General features: G+C 70.3%; 15 protein-coding genes. 11 read left to right on the top strand and 4 right to left on the bottom strand.

What is annotated here, in order from left to right; all coding sequences use genetic code 11:
- Positions 1 to 370: 370 nt before the first annotated feature.
- The 3 genes from eccB to WA670_RS34325 are packed head-to-tail and all read left to right on the top strand — an operon-like array spanning position 371 to position 3,423.
- On the top strand, positions 371 to 2,002 hold the full coding sequence (gene eccB, locus WA670_RS34315; RefSeq protein WP_336160385.1) for a type VII secretion protein EccB: 1,632 nt from the start codon (positions 371 to 373) through the stop codon (positions 2,000 to 2,002).
- Positions 2,003 to 2,056: 54 nt separating this feature from the next.
- A complete protein-coding gene (locus tag WA670_RS34320) occupies positions 2,057 to 2,401 on the top strand; it encodes a hypothetical protein (protein WP_336160386.1) in 345 nt (114 codons plus the stop codon).
- Entirely contained in the window at positions 2,398 to 3,423 is a 1,026-nt protein-coding gene (locus WA670_RS34325) for a WXG100 family type VII secretion target (RefSeq protein WP_336160388.1), read from the top strand. Before WA670_RS34320 ends, WA670_RS34325 begins: the two co-directional genes overlap by 4 nt.
- Before the next feature lie 132 nt (positions 3,424 to 3,555).
- Here WA670_RS34325 and WA670_RS34330 read toward each other — a convergent pair whose 3' ends face one another.
- Positions 3,556 to 5,214, bottom strand: a complete 1,659-nt coding sequence (locus tag WA670_RS34330) for a S8 family serine peptidase (protein WP_037816250.1) — start codon at positions 5,212 to 5,214, stop codon at positions 3,556 to 3,558.
- 8 nt (positions 5,215 to 5,222) lie between these two features.
- Positions 5,223 to 6,623 (bottom strand): type VII secretion integral membrane protein EccD, encoded by a 1,401-nt coding sequence (gene eccD, locus WA670_RS34335; RefSeq protein ID WP_037816249.1) that lies wholly within the window; start codon positions 6,621 to 6,623, stop codon positions 5,223 to 5,225.
- A 328-nt stretch (positions 6,624 to 6,951) separates the two neighbouring features.
- On the opposite strand from eccD, the gene WA670_RS34340 reads away from it, so the two are divergent.
- From WA670_RS34340 to WA670_RS34360, 5 genes are all read left to right on the top strand, one after another.
- Positions 6,952 to 10,968 carry a type VII secretion protein EccC gene (locus WA670_RS34340; protein ID WP_037816248.1) on the top strand — a complete coding sequence of 1,339 codons (4,017 nt, stop codon included), beginning with the start codon at positions 6,952 to 6,954 and terminating at the stop codon, positions 10,966 to 10,968.
- Between the two features lie 40 nt (positions 10,969 to 11,008).
- On the top strand, positions 11,009 to 13,042 hold the full coding sequence (locus tag WA670_RS34345) for a type VII secretion-associated protein (RefSeq protein ID WP_336160391.1): 2,034 nt from the start codon (positions 11,009 to 11,011) through the stop codon (positions 13,040 to 13,042).
- A 10-nt stretch (positions 13,043 to 13,052) separates the two neighbouring features.
- A complete protein-coding gene (locus WA670_RS34350; RefSeq protein WP_037816246.1) occupies positions 13,053 to 13,412 on the top strand; it encodes a hypothetical protein in 360 nt (119 codons plus the stop codon).
- Positions 13,413 to 13,653: 241 nt separating this feature from the next.
- A complete protein-coding gene (locus WA670_RS34355) occupies positions 13,654 to 13,977 on the top strand; it encodes a WXG100 family type VII secretion target (protein ID WP_009072357.1) in 324 nt (107 codons plus the stop codon).
- 64 nt (positions 13,978 to 14,041) lie between these two features.
- Entirely contained in the window at positions 14,042 to 14,332 is a 291-nt protein-coding gene (locus WA670_RS34360) for a WXG100 family type VII secretion target (RefSeq protein ID WP_037816245.1), read from the top strand.
- Between the two features lie 160 nt (positions 14,333 to 14,492).
- Here the strand turns inward: WA670_RS34360 and WA670_RS34365 are convergent, their stop codons facing one another.
- Complete coding sequence (locus WA670_RS34365; RefSeq protein ID WP_336160394.1) at positions 14,493 to 15,134, bottom strand: DUF4333 domain-containing protein; 642 nt, start codon at positions 15,132 to 15,134, stop codon at positions 14,493 to 14,495.
- Between the two features lie 40 nt (positions 15,135 to 15,174).
- Entirely contained in the window at positions 15,175 to 16,023 is an 849-nt protein-coding gene (locus tag WA670_RS34370) for a hypothetical protein (protein ID WP_093572674.1), read from the bottom strand.
- 301 nt (positions 16,024 to 16,324) lie between these two features.
- Between WA670_RS34370 and rplM the strand changes: the two genes are divergently transcribed.
- The 3 genes from rplM to glmM all read left to right on the top strand — a co-directional run bounded on the left by rplM (position 16,325) and on the right by glmM (position 18,821).
- Positions 16,325 to 16,777 carry a 50S ribosomal protein L13 gene (rplM, locus tag WA670_RS34375; protein WP_009072361.1) on the top strand — a complete coding sequence of 151 codons (453 nt, stop codon included), beginning with the start codon at positions 16,325 to 16,327 and terminating at the stop codon, positions 16,775 to 16,777.
- Between the two features lie 11 nt (positions 16,778 to 16,788).
- Positions 16,789 to 17,277 carry a 30S ribosomal protein S9 gene (gene rpsI, locus WA670_RS34380; RefSeq protein WP_037816243.1) on the top strand — a complete coding sequence of 163 codons (489 nt, stop codon included), beginning with the start codon at positions 16,789 to 16,791 and terminating at the stop codon, positions 17,275 to 17,277.
- A 206-nt stretch (positions 17,278 to 17,483) separates the two neighbouring features.
- Complete coding sequence (gene glmM, locus WA670_RS34385) at positions 17,484 to 18,821, top strand: phosphoglucosamine mutase (RefSeq protein WP_037816242.1); 1,338 nt, start codon at positions 17,484 to 17,486, stop codon at positions 18,819 to 18,821.
- The last annotated feature ends 94 nt before the right edge of the window (positions 18,822 to 18,915 follow it).

Below are 18,915 nucleotides of genomic sequence, written 5' to 3' on the forward strand. Positions count from 1 at the left end.
TGACCGGTCCGCCGGGGCGTCCGGGACCACCAGGCCCGCCGGGACCGCCCGGGACGCCGGGAGGGGGAGTGCGCGGGGGCATTCCGGGTCCGCCGGGAGCAGCGCCGGGTCCGCCGGTTCTTCCGGGCCGCTGCGGCGGACCCGGGGGACGTCCCCCGGGAGGCGGTGGCGGTCCCTGCGGACCAGGCGGACGTGGAGGCGTGCTGACGGACATCCGCGCGTTCTCTTCCCCTCGTGAGTGCTGCGTACCCGGAAAGCCGGTCCCGGGATGCCTGACCCTAACCGGAGTTGGTAGAAACCCCACACCAGACGGTCCCCGTACGGCTATCCTGCGGAACCGTACCGCGACGGGGAGGACTGTAGGTCGAGAATGCCATCAACACCCACGACTAAGTCTCAGGTTCAGGCATACAAGTTCGTCCTGCGCCGGATGCAGTCCGCGCTGGTCCGCCGTGACGCGGTGATGTTGCACGACCCGATGCGCTCCCACGGGCGCGCGACCGCGGTCGGCGTGATCCTCGGCGTGCTGGGCGCCGTCGTCTTCGTGCTGTGGGGCCTGTTGAGCCCCGCGCCGTCGGTGCCCGCGTCGGACAACATCGTGATCGGCGAGCAGTCCGGCACCGTGTATGTCGTCACGGGGAATCCGGCGCGGCTGATCCCGACGTTCAACCTCGCGTCGGCGCGGCTGATCCTCATGGCACAGAAGCAGCAGGGCGCGCAGGGGCAGCAGGGCGGCGGCGGACAAGGCGGCCAGCAGGCGGCGGAGGTGAAGAACCCGACCGTCGTCTCGGATGAACAGTTGAAGAACATGCCGCGCGAGAAGCTCACCGGCATCCCGGACGGCCCGCAGCTGCTCCCGTCGATGGACCAGCGGACCACCCCCAACTGGGCGGTGTGCGACGAGGTCGTGCTCGACCAGTCGCTGCCGCAGCCGGACTCGGTCAACAAGACCAACACCGACGTGATCGCCGGCATCGACAAGCTCGGTACTGAGCTGCAGGAGAACCAGGCGCTGCTCGGCGACACGGGCAACGGCAAGACCTACCTCATCTACCGGCTGGCCGCGACGCAGAGCCACCCGAACGCGAACACCGTGCGCGCCGAGGTGCCGTCCGGCAGCGCCGACCCGGTGCGGGCCGCGCTGCATCTGCCGACGAAGGCGCGCAAGGTGTCGCAGGCTCTCCTCAACGCGATCCCCGAGGTCACCAAGCTGGTCCCGCCGCTGGTGGCGGGCGAGGGCACGGCGCCGTCGAGCAACTTCGACGGGCTGACCGTCGGCAGCGTCTTCTCGACCCAGCCCTCCGGCGGTGCGCTGGAGTTCTGGCTCATCGCCAAGAGCGGCATCCAGAAGGTGTCGCCCGCCGTCGCGGACATCGTGCGCACGGCCAAGAGCGGCGGTTCGGCCATCACGCCGACCCTGACCCTCGACAAGATCAACAACGTCAAGGTGCTGCAGAACGGCGACCCGGACTACGTGGACGTCGACACCTACCCGAAGGTCGTCCCGACCGTCCTCGACGCCGTGCCGAACCCGGTGGCGTGCCTCGGCTGGTCGCTCAACGCCGGGGGCACCCAGGCGCACACCTCGGTCTACATCAACAAGCAGGTCCCGGTCGAGAAGAACGCCGACGGCAGCTCGAAGATCATCAGCGTCAGCAACACCGGCCCGAACGGCGTGCCGATCACCGGCTTCTACATGCCGACCGGCTACGGCGCGGTGGTGCAGTCGGCCACCGAATCGGAGAAGACCTTCGGCAAGGGCCCGATCCAGCTGATCTCCGACCGCGGCATCCGCTACGGCGTTCCGGACGCGGCGACCGCGGACGGGCTGGGGCTGAACAACCGGCTGCCCGCGCCGGAGTCGATCATCGGGCTCCTGCCGACCGGTGCGTCGCTGAACGTGCAGAACGTGATGAAGCAGTTCGACTCGGTGCCGATCGACCCGAACGCCGGCTCGTACAAGCAGCAGGCGGCCGGACAGCAGCAACCTGCCGGGAACTGACGGCGGGTTCCGCCCGTCACACTCGGACATAGCCGGGTGAGCGGAGGGTTGAACGTGGCAGCGCCGGGAAGCAGTCCGGGAACGAGCGCCGTGCGGATCGACGGCGCGGTCGTCGGCGGCTACGCGGCGAAAGTCGCGCGGGCGGCCGACGAACTGGAGGCCGCCGCGGGCGAGGTGGGCACGAGAGCGACCACCGCCGACGCGTACGGCGAGGTGGCCGGGCAGCTGGGCGTGCCGGAGTCGTACGCACAGGCCTCGCAGGCGTTGCGCGGCCAGCTCACCGCCGGGGTGGCCGCGCTGCGGTCGGTCACCGCGGCGCTGGAGCAGCTCACCACCGGCCACGCCGAGCGGGACGCCGACGCGGCCGAGCGGATCGAGCGCGCCGGGAGGATCTCGTGACGGAGCCGTCTCTGGCGTACGTGACCGAGCTCGCCCGCGAGCTGGGCGTGACCGATCCGGTCGCCGCGTACTACCGGCCGCTCACCGGCCGCTGGGAGGAACTGGACGCGGAGGCCGAGAGCCTGCGCGCCGCGGCCCGCACGGCGGCAAGGGTGTCCACGGACCTCGCGGACGATCTCGGCCGGATCGACGCGTCGTGGTCCGGTCCCGACGCGGACGCGTTTGTCGCCTACCTGGGTGAAATCCGCGCCGCGAGCGAGGGTGCGGAGGACGCGCTCGACGCGCTCGCGGACTCGATCGACCAGCTCACCGAATCGCTGCGCAAGATCACCGGTGCGGCGGAAGAGGTGCTGGTCGACGCGGCTGATCTGCTGTCCGAGTCCGCGATGCTGCCCAAGGGCGGCGCTTCCCGGGCGCGGTCGCAGATGCGGGAGACCGAGCAGTCGCTGAAGTCCCTGCACGAGGCCGCGGAGGACGTCCTGCGCGAGTTCGGCCGGTTGTGCGCCGGAGTGGACGCGCCTGCCGGGAGCCCGTCGAGCATCGAACTGCGGCACCACTATCCGGCGCAGCAGTTCCGGCTGCACGACGCCGACGCGCCCGCGGGAACGGCTCCGGCTGCCGCCGGAGAGTCCACAGTGGCCTCTTCAGCGTCCTCTTCGGACGATTCGGTGAACCCGTCCGCCGCGGAGAATTCCCACCACGGCAAGGAAACCGCCGCCGACCCGCGGCTGGAGCAGGGCCAAGCGGGCCTCCCGCCGGTCGAGCCGGTCGCCCCGGCCCCACAGCCCGCGTCGGCGAACCAGGGCTCGGGCATGTCGATGATGCCGATGATGGGCTTCGCCGGAATGGGCGGCGGAGGCGGTGGCGGCGGCAGTTCGCAGCACAAGCCGCGGCAGCGCACGGCGGCGAAGACGTCGGAGATCTTCGGCGAGCCCGCGCAGGTGACTCCGCCGGTGATCGGCCAGGACCCGCCCGCGCGGCGGCCGGAGAAGGACGGCAAGCCGCCGAAACCCGGAAAGTGACCAGGAAGGCCGCCGTCGCGACATCCGCGGCGAGCGGCCTTTCCCATGCCCGGAACCGAGTCGCTTCTGGCCGCAAAAGCAAAAAGGGCCGCTCCCCGCGGCGATCGCGGAGAAGCGGCCCCTTTCTGATGCCTACTTTGTCGGCGGCGACGACCTGGAGCGGTTCCGCCGGATCGTGTGCACCACGAACAGCGTGATCAGCAGCGCCGCCACCCCGCCGCCAGTGCCGGCGAGCGCGACGATCATCGGGGTCGAGCTGATCCCGTCGGCGGGCGGCAGCTTGGCCTCCTGCACCACCGGCTTCGGCAGCGCGAGGTTGCCGGTGTCGCCCGGCAGGTTCGCGGTGAGCGCGGCCACCGGGTCGATCACGCCGTAGCCGACGAAGTTGTCGCGTCCGCCAGGAGCGGCCGGGTGCTGCGCGGTCGCCTTGAGCCGCTTCACCACGTCGCGCGCCTTCATGTCCGGGAACATCGAGCGGACCAGCGCGGCGACGCCCGCCACGTACGGGGCGGCGAAGCTGGTGCCCTGGATCGGCGACGGGTTGCCGTTCGCGATGGTGAGGTTCGCGAGTCCGGTCGAATGCTCCGCCGGGTCGAGCGACACGATCTTGGTGCCCGGCGCGGCGACGCCGACCCACGGGCCGTGCACGCTGAACGGCGCGACGCCGCCGTCTTCCTGGATGGCCCCGACGGACAGCACGTCGTCGGCGAACCACGGCGGGGTGACGATCGACTTCGGCTTGTTCGGGTCGGCCTGGTCGTTCTGCGGGCAGTTTTCCGAGACGTTGCCCGCGGCCGCGATGACCACGATGTTGCTGTCGGCCGCGTAACGCACCGCGGCCTGGACCTGGCGCTCGCCGGTCTGGATGTCGCCCGGCGCGGTGCCGGCGCGGCAGTGGTCGACCGACATGTTGATCACGCCGGCGCTGTGGGTGTCGGCGATGCTGCGGATGATCTGCGCGAGCGTGTTCAGCGTGCCCGCGGTGCCTTGCTTCGCCAGATCCCGGTTGTCGCCCTTGTTGTCCTGCTGGGGCGCGGTGCCGGTGCCGCTGCCGGTGCCGCCGCCCGAGGACGGGGGCAGCTGGCTGTTGCTGCTGCCCGCCGGGGGCTGCTGGCTCTCGCCGCCCGAGGGCGGTGCGCCGGTCCCGCCGGACGGGGGAGCCGAGGGCTGCTGCGGGCTGTCGTCCTTGGCGTAGTTCTCGCTCAGCTGCCGGTAGGACACGATGTGCGCGTCCGGGGCCACGCCGATGAAGCCGACCTGCGGATCCTGCGGATTGCCCGCGATGATCCCGGCGACCTCGGTGCCGTGGCCGTCACAGTCCTGCAGCCCGGGCTGCGCTCCGTTGTCCGGAGTGGCGACGTAGTCCCCGCCGCTCTCCACGCGGCCCTGGAACCACGGATGCGGCGTGACGCCGGTGTCGATCACCGCGACCTTCTGGTTGCCGCCGACCGATCCGGTCGCCGCGCGGACGATCTGCTGCGCCCGGTCCAGCTGCAGGTAGTCCTGGCCCCACGGGCGGAAGTTGATCTTGACGTCCTGCCCGAGACTGCGCTGGACGCATTCGTTTTTCTTCTTGTACGTGGTGTCCGGGTGGCCGGTGGCCGCGGGCGGCGCGTCGCCCGGGCCCAGCGGCGGCGGGGTGGCCCAGGTGCCCGCGGGCGCGTCCGCCGTCTGCGCCGACGCCGGAGCGGCGGCGAACGGCGACATCAGCCCGAGGCCGGCGGCGAACAACGCCACCCCGGTCCGGCCGGGAAGGCCGAGCCTGCGGGGGAAGGAACGTCGGGAGCCCATCGCGCGGCTCACTTGAGGTTGAGGTGGCGCAGCGTCGAGTAGAGGTCCATCACGCCGAGGGCGAGCGGCAGCACCACGGCGATGCAGATCGCCTCGATGATTTCCACGGTGCGCCGCAGCGGCGGCGAGAAGCGCTGGTCCGGGAAGATCACGCCGACCACGAGAGCGGCCGCGGCGATCAGGATCAGCGCGCCGAAGACGTACAGCAGCCGCTGCTCCGCGGTGGCGGAGAAGAACAGCCAGCCGAGCAGGATGCCCGCCGCGGCGACCATGCCGGTGGTGAGCAGCGCGATGGCCTGCGCGCCGTTGGCGTAGGCGCGGGCGCGCAGCAGCAGGACCAGCGTGGCGATGATGCCGAGGATGATGCCGAAGGCGTTCGGCGCGGTGGCCGCGAGGACCGCCGCGACGGCCGTGGTCGCGCCACAGCCGATCATCAGGCCGGTCATGTAGTCGTGCGCGACCGCGGTGCGCTGCTCGATCGCCTTGTAGTCCGGGAAGCCGGAGTCTTCCTTGAGTTCCTCGGCGGTGCTCGGCACGTACGGCAGCGGCAGCTTGGCGAGCCAGATGGTGGCGCGCGGCAGGAACGAGATGCAGCCCAGCGCGACGGCGACCGTGCCCGCCGCGACCGCCGCGGTGTCGGCGCTGGTCACGAGGGTCGCGACGAGGAAGGCGAGCGCGCCGAACACGCCCGCGGTGGCGGTGGCGATGAAGACCCGGATGCCCGCGCCGACGACGAGGATGCAGACCGCCGAGACGATCAGCACCAGCACCGCGCCGAGCAGCAGGTTCGCCCGGACCGACAGGCCGGGCACGATGTAGAACCCGCTCACGAAGGCCAGCGGGAGGCCGCCCGCGGAGGCGATCAGCACGCCGGTGGCCTCGGCCTGGTAGGCCTTGGTGAGCGTGGCGCCGATCGCGACGCAGGCGATCGCGCCGAGACCGCCCGCGATCGCCGGGCCGAGCGCGGAACCGCCGTAGAGGGAACCGCTGAAGAACAGGGCCAGCGCGGAGAAGAACAGGGCGAGCCCGCCCGCGGTGTGGCCGAACCGGCGCGCGGTTTCCTTCGTCCACGGACGGAAGGTGTCCGGGTCGGCCTCCGCGATGGCGTCGACCACGTCGTCGTACATCGGCGGCGGCGGGTTCTCGTTGCGCTTGCGCAGCTGCAGCAGCTCGCCGTCGACCACGCCGAGGGACGCGAGCGTCCGGCTCGGGTCGAGCGGGGCGTCGCCGAGCTTGGCCAGCGCCCAGCCGCCGTGCCGGGCCCCGCCGTCCGGAGTGACCTCCTTGGCCATCTCCAGAAGCATGGGCAGCAGGTCGGCCACCGCCACGTCGGCCGGAAGCGCGACGTCGATGCGTGTCGTCGGTGCGACCACCGTGACCCTGCTGAATACCGTCGTGCCCGTTGCCACTAGATCCCCCGCTCTGAAGAGTCAGCTCCCGGGGGAACTTATACCGAACCTGGTGACAGGTTTCAGCGCGTCTCCGCAAATCATCGGCGAAAGTACTCGTCCAGGCCTGGTTGGGCCATACCGACCAGCGGGTTCGTCCGCCTGGTCCGATAACTGTCGGTGGCGGTCCTTACACTCGGGCGCACTGGGAGGACGGGTCCCGCCGGGGCCCGAGGAGGGGATGTGAGATGCCGATCCTGGAGTTGGCCGGATTTCCGGGGCGACGTTCGATAGGTTGTCCCGCGCACCCGGGTGCAGGCGTCGAGCAGGAATAGAGGGGTCCTTCGAGATGAGCACGCTGCAGTTCAAGAAGTCGCCGCGGCTGGCCGCGCCGCGCCCGCCCGGCGGCGAGGTGCATCTCGAGCCGCCGCCCGAGGTGCCCCGGACGATCCCGGGAAGCATCGTCGCCAAGGCGATTCCGGGCGTGATGATCTTCGCGTCGCTCGGGATGATGGTTTTCATGTTCACGGCGGGCGGTGCGAAAAACCCGACCACGATCATGATGAGCGGCATGATGCTGATGGGCACCGTCGGCATGCTCGCGGGCGGCGGCGGCAAGGGCGGCGGCCAGAAGAAAGCCGAGATGGACGAGGACCGCAAGGACTACCTGCGGTATCTCGGCCAGATGCGCGACCGCGCCCGAGAGGCGATGGTCGACCAGCGCGCCGCGCTCGAATGGGTGCACCCGGACCCGCAGTCGCTGTGGTCGCTCGCGGCCAGCCGCCGGATGTGGGAGCGCAGGCAGAACGACCAGGACTTCCTGCACCTGCGCGTCGGCCGGAGCTCGCACCGCCTCGCCACCCGGCTGGTCCCGCCCCAGACCGGCCCGGTGGACGAACTGGAGCCGATCGCCACCCTCGCGCTGCGCCGGTTCGTGCGCGCGCACTCGATCGTGCCGGACCTGCCCACCCAGATCACCCTCCGCGGGTTCGCGGCGGTCAGCATGCAGGGCGAGCGGCACCGCACCCGTGCGCTGACCCGCGCGATGCTGGCCCAGCTGGTCGCTTTCCACAGCCCGGACGACGTCATGATCGCGGTCGCCACCGCGGGCCGGGCGAAGGAAGAGTGGGAGTGGGCGAAGTGGCTCCCGCACGCCCAGCACCCCACGCTGTCCGACGGCATCGGCCAGCTGCGCATGATGGCGGGCTCGCTCAAGCAGATCGAAGACTGGCTGGACGAGGAGCTGCGCGACCGGCAGCGGTTCTCCCGCAACGCGACGCCCGCTCCGGACCAGCCGCACGTCGTGATCATCATCGACGACGCCGAGGTCACCCGCGAGGAGCAGATCATCCTCGAGGAGGGCCTGGTTGGCGTCACCCTGGTCGACCTTTCCGACTCGATCGGCAACCTCGCCGCGCGGCGCGGCCTGCGGCTCGTGGTCGAGGAGGAGCGGCTCGGCGCGCGCAGCGCGGGCGGGGTCGAGTGGTTCGGCCGCCCGGACAGCCTCAGCGTGGTCGAGGTCGAGGCGCTGGCCCGGCTCATCGCGCCGTACCGCGTCGGCGGGGGCGGCGGAGCGGACGTCAGCGAGGAAGAGCCGCTGCTGTCTAACCCGTCGCTGCTGGAACTGCTCGGCATCCCGGGCGACCCGATGACGTTCGACGTCCAGCAGGCGTGGCGGCCCCGGCCGATCCGCGACCGCTACCGCGTCCCGTTCGGCGTCGGCGAGTACGGCCAGCCGGTGGAACTGGACATCAAGGAAGCCGCGGCCGAGGGCATGGGCCCGCACGGCCTGTGCATCGGGGCGACCGGTTCCGGTAAGTCGGAGTTCCTCCGCACCCTGGTGCTGGGCATGCTCGCCACGCACTCGTCGAGCACGCTGAACTTCGTCCTCGTCGACTTCAAGGGTGGCGCGACGTTCCTCGGCCTGGACAAGGCCCCGCACGTGTCCGCGGTCATCACCAACCTCGCGGACGAGGTCACGCTGGTCGACCGCATGAAGGACGCGCTGGCAGGCGAGATGAACCGCCGCCAGGAAGCGCTGAAGAACGGCGGCAACTTCAAGAACGTCTGGGAGTACGAGAAGGCCCGCGAGAACGGCGCCGACCTCGACCCGCTGCCCGCGCTGTTCATCGTCTGTGACGAGTTCTCCGAACTGCTGGCGGCGAAGCCGGACTTCATCGACCTGTTCGTCGCCATCGGCCGGCTGGGCCGGTCGCTGCAGATGCACATGCTTCTCGCGTCGCAGCGGCTGGAAGAGGGCAAGCTGCGCGGTCTCGACTCGCACCTGTCCTACCGGATCGGTTTGAAGACGTTCTCCGCGGCGGAATCCCGCGCGGCGATCGGCGTGCCGGACGCGTTCGAACTGCCGTCGGTCCCCGGTGGCGGTTACCTGAAGTACGACACCTCGACCCTGGTGCGGTTCAAGGCTTCCTACGTCTCGGGTCCGTACCGGCCCGCGGGCATCAAGGCGGCCGGCCCGGCCGCGACGGTGGTGCGCGCGGACAAGCGGCCGCAGCTGTTCGTGCCGGACTTCGTGGAACTGCCGAAGGAACCCGAGCCGGAACCGGTCGTCGAGGAAGAGGCTCCGAAACAGCAGGAGTCCGAAGAGGCGGTCGAGCCCAGCGAACTGGACGTCATCGTCAGCCGCCTGGTCGGGCAGGGCCCGCCGGCGCACGAGGTGTGGCTGCCGCCGTTGAACGAGCCGAACTCGCTCGACACGATGCTGCCGAACCTCAACCCCACCGACGACCGCGGTCTTTCCCCGGTCGGGTTCTTCGGCAACGGCAGGCTGCAGGTGCCGATGGGCATCGTCGACCGGCCGTACGAGCAGCGGCGCGACCTGCTGTGGGCGGACTTCTCCGGTGCGCAGGGCCACGGTGTCATCGCGGGCGGCCCGCAGTCGGGCAAGTCGACCATGCTCCGGACGCTGATCATGTCGATGGCGCTCACCCACACCCCCGAGGAAGCGCAGTTCTACTGCCTCGACCTCGGTGGCGGCACGCTCGCCGGCCTCGCGGACCTTCCGCACGTCGGCGGGGTCGCGGTGGCCCGGCGCGAGCCGGACAAGGCGCGCCGGATCGTGGCCGAGCTGACCACGCTGCTGACCGAGCGCGAAGGCCGGTTCGGCGCGCTGGGCGTCGACTCGATGACGGAGTTCCGCAACCGGAAGCGCCGCGGCGAGATCACGCCGGAGCAGGACGCGTTCGGCGACGCGTTCCTGATCGTGGACAACTGGCGGGCGCTGCGCGACGACTTCGAGGAGCTGGAGACGTCGATCACCCGGCTGGCCACGCAGGGTCTCGCCTACGGCGTCCACGTGATCATCTCGGCGAACCGGTGGGCCGACCTCCGGCCCGCGATCAAGGACATGCTCGGCACCCGGTTCGAGCTGCGCCTCGGTGACCCGACGGAGTCCGAAATGGACCGCCGGATCGCGGTCAACGTCCCGGCCGGGCGGCCGGGACGCGGGCTCACCCGCGACAAGCTGCACCTGCTCACCGGCCTGCCGCGGATCGACGGGTCGAGCGACCCGGAGACGGTCGCGGCGGGCGTCGCGGACGCGGTCGCGAAGATCCGCGGGGCGTGGCGCGGCCGGGTGGCTCCGCAGGTGCGCCTGCTGCCGGAGATGATCACCTACGAAGAGGTCCTGCGGATCGACCAGAAGCGGGACACGAAGCTCGTCCCGATCGGCGTCAACGAGGAAGACCTGCAGCCGATCTACCTGGACTTCGACGCGGACCCGCACTTCTTCGCGTTCGCCGACGGCGAGTCCGGCAAGACGAACCTGCTGCGGCAGATCGCGCGCGGCATCACCGAGCGCTACACGCCGCAGGAGGCCGTGATCCTGCTGGTCGACTACCGGCGCACGATGCTCGGGTTCCTCGAGGGCGATTCGCTGCTCGGCTACGCCGTTTCGTCGGCGCAGCTGGACAGCATGGTCCAGGACGTGCACGGGTCGATGACGCGGCGGCTGCCGGGTCCGGACGTCACCCAGGAGCAGCTGAAGACCCGGTCCTGGTGGACCGGCCCGGAGCTGTTCGTCCTTGTCGACGACTACGACCTGGTGGCGACGCAGTCCACCAACCCGCTCAAGCCGCTGTCGGAGTTCCTCGCCCAGGCGAAGGACGTCGGCCTGCACTTGATCGTGGTCCGGCGCACCGGTGGTGCGTCGCGGGCGGCGTACGACCCGGTCATCGGCAAGCTCAAGGAGCTCGCGGCCACCGGCATGGTGATGAACGGTTCCCGCGACGAGGGCAACCTGATCGGCAACATCCGGCCGAGCGCCATGCCTCCGGGCCGGGGCAACATGCTGAGCCGCAAGAACGGGAAGCAGCTCGTGCAGGTGTCGTGGATCCAGCCCGACTGACCGACCGGGGAGCCGTCGCGGTTGACGGAAGGGGTGCCCGGTGACGGTGCGGGTCGCGGTCGACTTCGGGACCTCGAGCACCTGCGTCGTCGTGTCGGTCAACGGCCGCGAGCCGCAGGTCGTGGTGATCGACGGGCAGCCGCTGATGTCCTCGGCGGTGTACGCGGCGTCCGACGGCACCCTGTTCGTCGGCCAGGAGGCCGAGCGGCAGGCGGCCGTCGACCCGTCGCGGTACGAGCCGAATCCGAAGCGGCGGATCGACGAGGGCGATCTGCTGCTCGGCGATTCGGTGCTGCGGGTCATCGACGTCGTGCACGCGGTGCTGGACCGGGCGGTCGCCGAGGCGCGGCGCGTCGCGGGCGACGTCGAGGTGGACCTGCTGGTGCTCACCCACCCGGCGGACTGGGGCGCGATCCGCACCCGGCTGCTGCGCCAGGCCGCGGGCAGGCTGGCGCGCGAGGTGGCGCTGGTGCCGGAACCGGTGGCCGCGGCGGTGTACCACGCGGCCACCTTCGCCCCGGAGGTTTCGCCGGGCGGTCGGACGGTCGAGTTCTCCGGCCGTCCTGGCGACGCGCTGGCGGTGCTCGATCTCGGCGGCGGCACGGTCGACGTCAGCGTCGTCCAGCGGTCGCCGGAGGCAGCGCGCGCGGCCCGCGTGCCGGGTGCGCCCCCGCAGCGGGGCGGGTTCCAGGTGCTGGCCACGCGAGGCGATCCGAGCTTCGGCGGGGCCGACATCGACCAGGCGTTGCTGGAGCACGTCGGGTCGCTGGTGTCCGGTACGGATCCGCAGGCGTGGCGGCAACTCGTCGAAGGCCGCGAGCTGGCTGAGCGCCGGCGGCGCCGGGTGCTGCGCCAGGACGTCCGCGGTGCCAAAGAAACGCTGTCGCGGCACACGTACACCGATGTGCCGTTGCCCCCGCCGTTCGCGGACGCGCACGTGACGCGGGTGGACCTGGAACGGCTGATCGCGGCTCCGCTCGGCCGGGTGGTCGAGCTGACCAGTGCCGCGATCGCGGACTCCGGCCTGCGCCCCAAACAGCTCGCGGCGATCTTCCTCGTCGGCGGTTCGAGCCGGATCCCGATGATTTCCCGGCTCGTGCACGAGCGCACCGGCGTGGTGCCGACGAGCCTGGACCAGCCCGAGACGGTCGTGGCACGCGGCGCGCTCCGGGCGGTGCTGCTGGAACCGGACCGCACCGGCGTGCTGCCCGGTTCGTCGATCCCGGGGCACTCCGAGCACCGCACCGAGATCGTCCGGGGAGACGCGCCGATCCGCCGCGGTCCGCCGCCGGCGCCGAACGCACTGAACGCGCCGCCGCGGAGCGCTCCGGCGCAGCCGTTGCCGCCGCGCGGGTTCTCGCCCGCCGATCCGGCCAGGGGACCGCAAAGCGCGCCGTTCGGCGTCGCGGTGCCCGCCGGGCCGAGTCCATTGCAGACTGGACCGGGCAAGAACTCGTTGGGGCAGAACAGTTCCGCGAACGGCGGGTTCGCCGCTCCCGGCGCGGACGCCGTGGGCGACTCCGGCGGAAAGGCGAAGAAACGTCGTCGGCTGTGGTTGATCACCGCGGCGGTGGCGGTCGTGGCGCTGATCGCGGGCGGCGTCGGGTACTTCGTCAGCAGGGGGGACAGCTCGGATCAAGGCCGTTCGTTCTCCCAGTACGACTTCAGCCTCGTCGCGCCGAACGACTGGATCCAGACCACCGACGAGGTCGCCGACCGGCAGGTCATCCTGCACCCGCAGGACGCCGCCAAGGGCAACGATCTCGTGCTCGCGCAGGAGTTCGTGATGGACTACGACGCGACGGCCGACCGGCAGAAACTCGTCGACGCCTTGCGGTCCGGGGTCAGCGGAAACGCGAACTACACTGCGTTCCAGCCTGATCTGACTTACGGTGGCCGGAACGTGATCGGCTACGTCGAGAGCAAACCGGAACGGATTACCGTCCGCTGGTATGTGCTCGTGCAGGGCCGGATCCGCGTGCACGTCGGCTGCCAGTACCAATCACCCGCGGTGCAGCAGCGCGTCGACGCCGCGTGCGAGCAAGTGGTGCGCACGCTGAAGATCACCAGCTGAAGGAGCATCTGTGGCCTCCGAACCGGAATCCGCGCCGGCGGCCTTCACCCGAGCCGGACAGGACGCCGTCACCTTCTCGCGCCGCGTCGCGGGCACCGCGCTCGCGCGCAGCGAACGGCACCGCAATGAGAACCGGGAATTGCTGAAGGAGTTCGGCAGGCGGCGGCTTTCCGGCGCCGCGGAACCCGCGCCGTCCGCGTTGCGCGGGGCCGCCCGCCGGTTCCGCGCGGCCCGCGGATTGCCGATGCCGGCCGAGCCCGTCGCGCCCGAGCCGGTTCCCCTTCGTCCGGAGATTCCGCCCGAACAGACACGGACGAGTGAAGAGGATGAGGACTTTTCGCAGTCGCGAATCATGAGCCGGGACTCCTGAAAGTTTCCGGGAACCGGCTGTGCGTGTGCTAACCACGCTGGTGGACAAGGTTTTTTCGGGGTCGCCGGCACGCCGTTCACCCGCCCGTTGCCGACCGGTTCCCTGATGGCGCGTTCACGCAAGCAACTACTTGCGAAGAAGTCGCGACAAGTGTGAACCGAACTGGCAATGTCTTCGTCGTAGGTGCAGTGCCGGAAACACCAGCCGGCGCGCACAACCACTGACGAAGGGGGTAGCTCCCATGGCTGCTGGCGGTTTCACTGGGGATCCGAAGGAATTCACCGCGGCGGAAGGGCGCGTCGTCGACGCGACCAGCCGGATGAACAAGAACCTGAGCGACCTGCGCTCCAACATCGAAGCGACCCGCGCGGGCTGGGAAGGCGACGCCCAGCGTGCCTTCGACAACGTCATGCGCCGCTTTGACGACTGCGGTCGCGGCCTGAACGACGCGCTGCACCGCATCGGTGAGCTGCTCCAGGAAGCGGGATCCACCTACGCCAAGAGCGAAGCGGCTCAGCACGAGCACATCAACTCGCTCAACAAGGGCTTCGGCGTTCTCGGCTGATCCAGTTCTTTTCCGTTCCAGATTCGCCTCCATCTTTCATTCTTTCTTCTGACAGGAGTTCGACATGCCTGACGGCCGCATTGTTGTTGATCCGGGTACCATCCACCGCGCCGCTGAGGACTGCACCGCCACCGGTGGCGAGCTGCGCACCCTCTTCGACAACCTGCAGAGCGACCTCGCTCCGCTGACCAACAGCTGGACCGGTGAAGCGAAGGACCAGTACCACCAGGCCCAGAACGAGTGGAACCAGAAGTTCGAGGAGTTCGGTCAGCTTCTCGCGCAGATCGCCGCTGTGCTGCCGCAGATCGCGGACGGCTACACGGCGACGGACCGCTCGGTGCAGAACCTGTTCTGAGCCACGCTCCGAAACCACGGCGGGCCAGGCACCTTCGGGTGTCGGCCCGCCGTTTTCGTTTTCGGGAAAGGCTTTCGCCGGGGGGCGATGGAATATTCTGGCTAGCCGCCGAGTGCGCTGCCCCGGCTGAAAGCTCCGGTTCCGGAACGACCCTCGCTGCTCAGTGCGGAGCGCCGACGGAATATTCTGGCTTGTCGTTGAGCACGCGCACGGTGACCTTCTTCGGCTGTCCGCCGACCTGCACTGTGCAGTCGAAAGTGGTGCCGTTCTCGATCGTCTGGCCGGAGGGGCAGGCGACGTTCTTCACGTCCGGCTCGCCGTAGCTCTCGTTGAGAACCCGGGAAACGCCTTCCTGCAACGACTTCTGGTCAAGGGTGTCCCCGCGGAACACTCCGGTCGCCCACGCGATCCCGCCCGCCGCGGCGAGCACCACGACGACCGCTCCGGCGATCAGGAACGGTTTCTTCGACCGCGGTTTTCCCGGCTTGGCAGCGGAAAACGCGCCGAGCCCGCCGTATTCGGATGGCTGGAACCCGCCGCCGTAAGGGTTTCCTCCCGACGGCTGCTGCGCCGGGGTCGGCTGGCTCTGCGGCTGACCGTAGGACGGATAACCCTGCTGCGGATACTGCGCCGGCGGGTACTGCCCCTGCGGAAACTGTTGCTGCGCCGGAGGTTGCGCCCACTGCCCTTGCTGGCCCGAACTGTCCACTCCGGACGGATAACCCGGCTGCTGCGGCGCGTTCGTCCCCGGCTGCCACCACTGCGGCTGCCCCTGCGGGTACTGGTCGGGAGGCTGGGTCATCAGTGCTCACCTCGGAGATCGATCGGCGGAAGGGCGCGCATCAGCGACCCTGCAGTTCGCCGAGCCTGCGGTAGAAGTCCTGTTTGGCCGCGTCGTCCGCGAGGACGGTGACCTGCGAGGCGTCCGGCACCGTCGGCAGGTCCGAGGAGGTGGCCTCTCCGGTGAACTTGAACTCGTAGCGCAGTTCGACCTTGTGCCCGTCGCCCTCGAACTTGGCTCCCATGGTGAACGCGGCGAGCGAGCCGTCCGGCTTGAGCGTGATCGTGCTCGGCACGACGGCCTTGCGCAGTTCCGGCCCGACCTGGTTGAGCACCTTGTCCGGGAGCAGTTCGACGCGCCGGTCGAGGAAGATCGGGAACGGCACGTTCACGGTCAGCTGCTCGGTGCCGTCCGCGGAGCTCTTGGCGCCGCGCAGCGCTTTCTTGTCCGCCTTGTACGCGCTGTCGACCGCGTCGCCCATCTTGCACGCAATCTGCACCCCGCCCCACGCGCACGGCTGGACGAGCCCGGCCTCCGGCTTGGGCATCGACACCCACGGCGTCGGCGCGAGCGTTTTGTAGGCCGGGCCGAGGTAGAGGTACTCGACGGCGCCGTCGGCGGGGGTGAACGAGTCGAGGAACTCGTTGGGGTTCTTCTGCGACCGGTTGTGCACGATGCGGCTCTCCGGGCTGCCGGTGCGCGCGGAGGTGACGATGTTGTGCAGGTACTTGTCGTCGAACTTGAAGTACCGGTCCGCGGAGTTGGTCACATTGCGCGGCTCGACGATCGTGTCCGCGAGCTTCGACATGGCCTTCTCGAACTTCGCGCCGACGTACGCGGCGGCCTGGTCGCCGTCGGGCAGCGCGGTGCCGGCGCGGGCCTGCCCGCACGCGGTCGCGAGAGCCAGCACGGCGGCGACGGCTCCCGCTGTCCGTGCGGCTCGGATCGTCCTCGCTCGTGTCTTCAACTGCTGTCCCCAGGTGCTCGTCGTGCTCGCGCGTCGGAATCGTCTCATCCTGGTTCGACCCGCGCGGCGGCGTGGTGGTTCCGGGAACCGGTCGGGTACGCTGTGACCGGCCGACGAGGCGCCTTCGCACCCCCGCTGCACAAGAGGCGGGACCACAGGGGTATCTTCATATGTCGTTGTGCGTTGCGGCGCGTCAGCGCTCGGCCCGCACATTACCCACACGCAATGACGACGAGGTAGACCCTTGCCCACGTACAGCCCCAAGCCCGGCGACGTCACTCGTGCCTGGCACGTGATCGACGCCGAGGATGTCGTGCTCGGACGGCTCGCGACCGAGGTCGCCACGCTGCTGCGCGGCAAGCACAAGCCGACCTACGCCCCGCACGTGGACACCGGTGACTTCGTCATCATCGTCAACGCCGAGAAGGTCGCTCTCACCGGTAACAAGCGCGAGCAGAAGTTCGCGTACCGGCACAGCGGTTACCCCGGCGGTCTGCGGAAGCGCTCCTTCGGCGAGCTGCTCGACACCAAGCCTGAGCACCTCGTTGAGAAGGTGGTCAAGGGCATGCTGCCGAAGAACAAGCTCGGCCGCGCCATGGCCAAGAAGCTGAAGGTGTACGCCGGCCCGCAGCACCCGCACGCCGCGCAGCAGCCGCAGGCGCGCGAGATCACCAAGATCGCGCAGGTCGCGCAGTGAGTGAGGAACAGTTGACCAGCACCGAGACCGAGGTCGTCGCTTCGACCGAGACCCCCGCCGAGGCCGTGGCGACCAGCGAGTCCGCCGCCGCCCCGCGCCCGTCGCGTGCCGCCGGTGGCAACGCGCAGACGGTCGGCCGCCGCAAGGAGGCCGTGGTCCGCGTCCGCGTCGTGCCGGGTACCGGTGAGTTCAAGCTCAACGGCAAGTCGCTCGAGCAGTACTTCCCGAACAAGGTGCACCAGCAGCTCATCAAGGAGCCGCTCGTCACCGTCGAGAAGCCGGACTCCTTCGACATCTTCGCCAACCTCAAGGGCGGCGGGATCTCGGGCCAGGCGGGCGCGCTGCGTCTCGCCATCGCCCGTGCGCTGGTCGAGGTCGACGCCGACGACCGCCCGGCCCTGAAGAAGGCCGGCTTCCTGACCCGTGACGCGCGCGCCACGGAGCGGAAGAAGTACGGCCTCAAGAAGGCCCGCAAGGCCCCGCAGTACTCCAAGCGCTGATTTTCGCGCCTGGCGCAACCCCGGAAGCGCCCATCCGTCCATCGGATGGGCGCTTCCGGCGTTTTCCGGGCTGGTTGATGCGTTTTCCGCCGCCGGCACGACTGTCTTGGGGTAGGGCAGGGGATCACCCCTGCCGGGTCCGGCGCTAGGTTTGTCGAGGCCCGGCGCGCCCCGAGGCCGGTGAATCAAGGGACAAGGAGGTCGAGATGGCTCGACTGTTCGGCACCGACGGGGTACGCGGTCTGGCCAATGCCGACCTGTCCCCGGAGCTGGCCCTGTCGGTCGCGGCGAGCGCCGCCCGAGTGCTGGCGGCGCACGACCGTTCGCACCGTCCGGTGGCCGTGGTCGGCCGCGACCCGCGCGCCAGCGGCGAGATGCTGGAGGCCGCCGTGGTGGCGGGCCTCGCGTCGGCCGGTGCGGACGTCCTGCGGCTCGGCGTGCTGCCGACGCCCGCCGTCGCGTACCTCGTCGGTGCGCTGGAGGCGGACCTCGGCGTGATGATCTCCGCCTCGCACAACCCCATGCCGGACAACGGCATCAAGCTCTTCGCCGCCGGCGGGCACAAACTGCCGGACAGCATCGAGGACGAGATCGAATCCGGCCTCGACGCGACCGGCGTCACCCGCCCGACCGGCGACGGGGTCGGCCGCGTCACCGACGTCCCGGACGCGCTCGACAAGTACATCGAGCACCTGGTCGCCGCGACGCCGCATCCGCTGGCCGGCCTGAAGGTCGTGGTGGACTGCGCGAACGGCGCGTCGTCCGCGGCCGCCCCGGAGGCGTACCGCCGGGCAGGCGCCGAGGTCGTGGCCCTGCACGCGGAGCCGGACGGCATCAACATCAACGACAGCTGTGGCTCAAACCACCCTGACCTGCTGCGCGCGGCAGTCGTCGAACACGGCGCCGACCTCGGCATCGGCCACGACGGAGACGCCGATCGCTGCGTGGCCGTCGACGCCGCGGGCGAACTGGTGGACGGCGACCAGATCATGGCCGTCCTGGCGCTGGCGCTGGCCGAAGAGGGCGCGCTGGTGAAGGACACCCTGGTCGCGACCGTGATGAGCAACCTCGGCCTGCACCTGGCGATGAAGGCACACGGCATCACAGTCGTCACGACCGCGGTGGGTGACCGCTACGTGCTGGAGGAACTGCGCGCCTCGGGCCTGGCCCTCGGCGGCGAACAGTCCGGCCACGTGGTCCTCCCCGCCCACGCCACCACCGGCGACGGCCTCCTGACCGCGATGCGCCTGATGGCCCGGATGGCCGCGACGGGCAAACCGCTCGCCGAACTGGCCGCGGTGATGAACCGGCTGCCGCAGGTCCTGGTCAACGTCCCGGTCGCGGATAAAGCGGCGGTGGCAGGCTCGGCCGAGGTCCGCGACGCGGTCGGCGAGGTCGAAGCCGAGCTCGGCGAGGAGGGGCGGGTTCTGCTGCGCCCGTCGGGAACCGAACAGCTGGTGCGGGTCATGGTGGAAGCCCCGGCTCACGCCACGGCCCAGGCCGCGGCGGACCGGCTGGCTGGGGTCGTGTCCGCGGTCTCCTGACCGAACTGCCCGAATCGCTGCGCCCCTCGTCACTCTCCGGGTACATTCCGTAGACGAGTGTCCGGCACCGCCGACGGCTTCCGTGCGTCCAAGG

Origin of the sequence: Amycolatopsis sp. VC5-11, assembly GCF_037034185.1 — a bacterium.
GTDB lineage: Bacteria > Actinomycetota > Actinomycetes > Mycobacteriales > Pseudonocardiaceae > Amycolatopsis > Amycolatopsis nivea.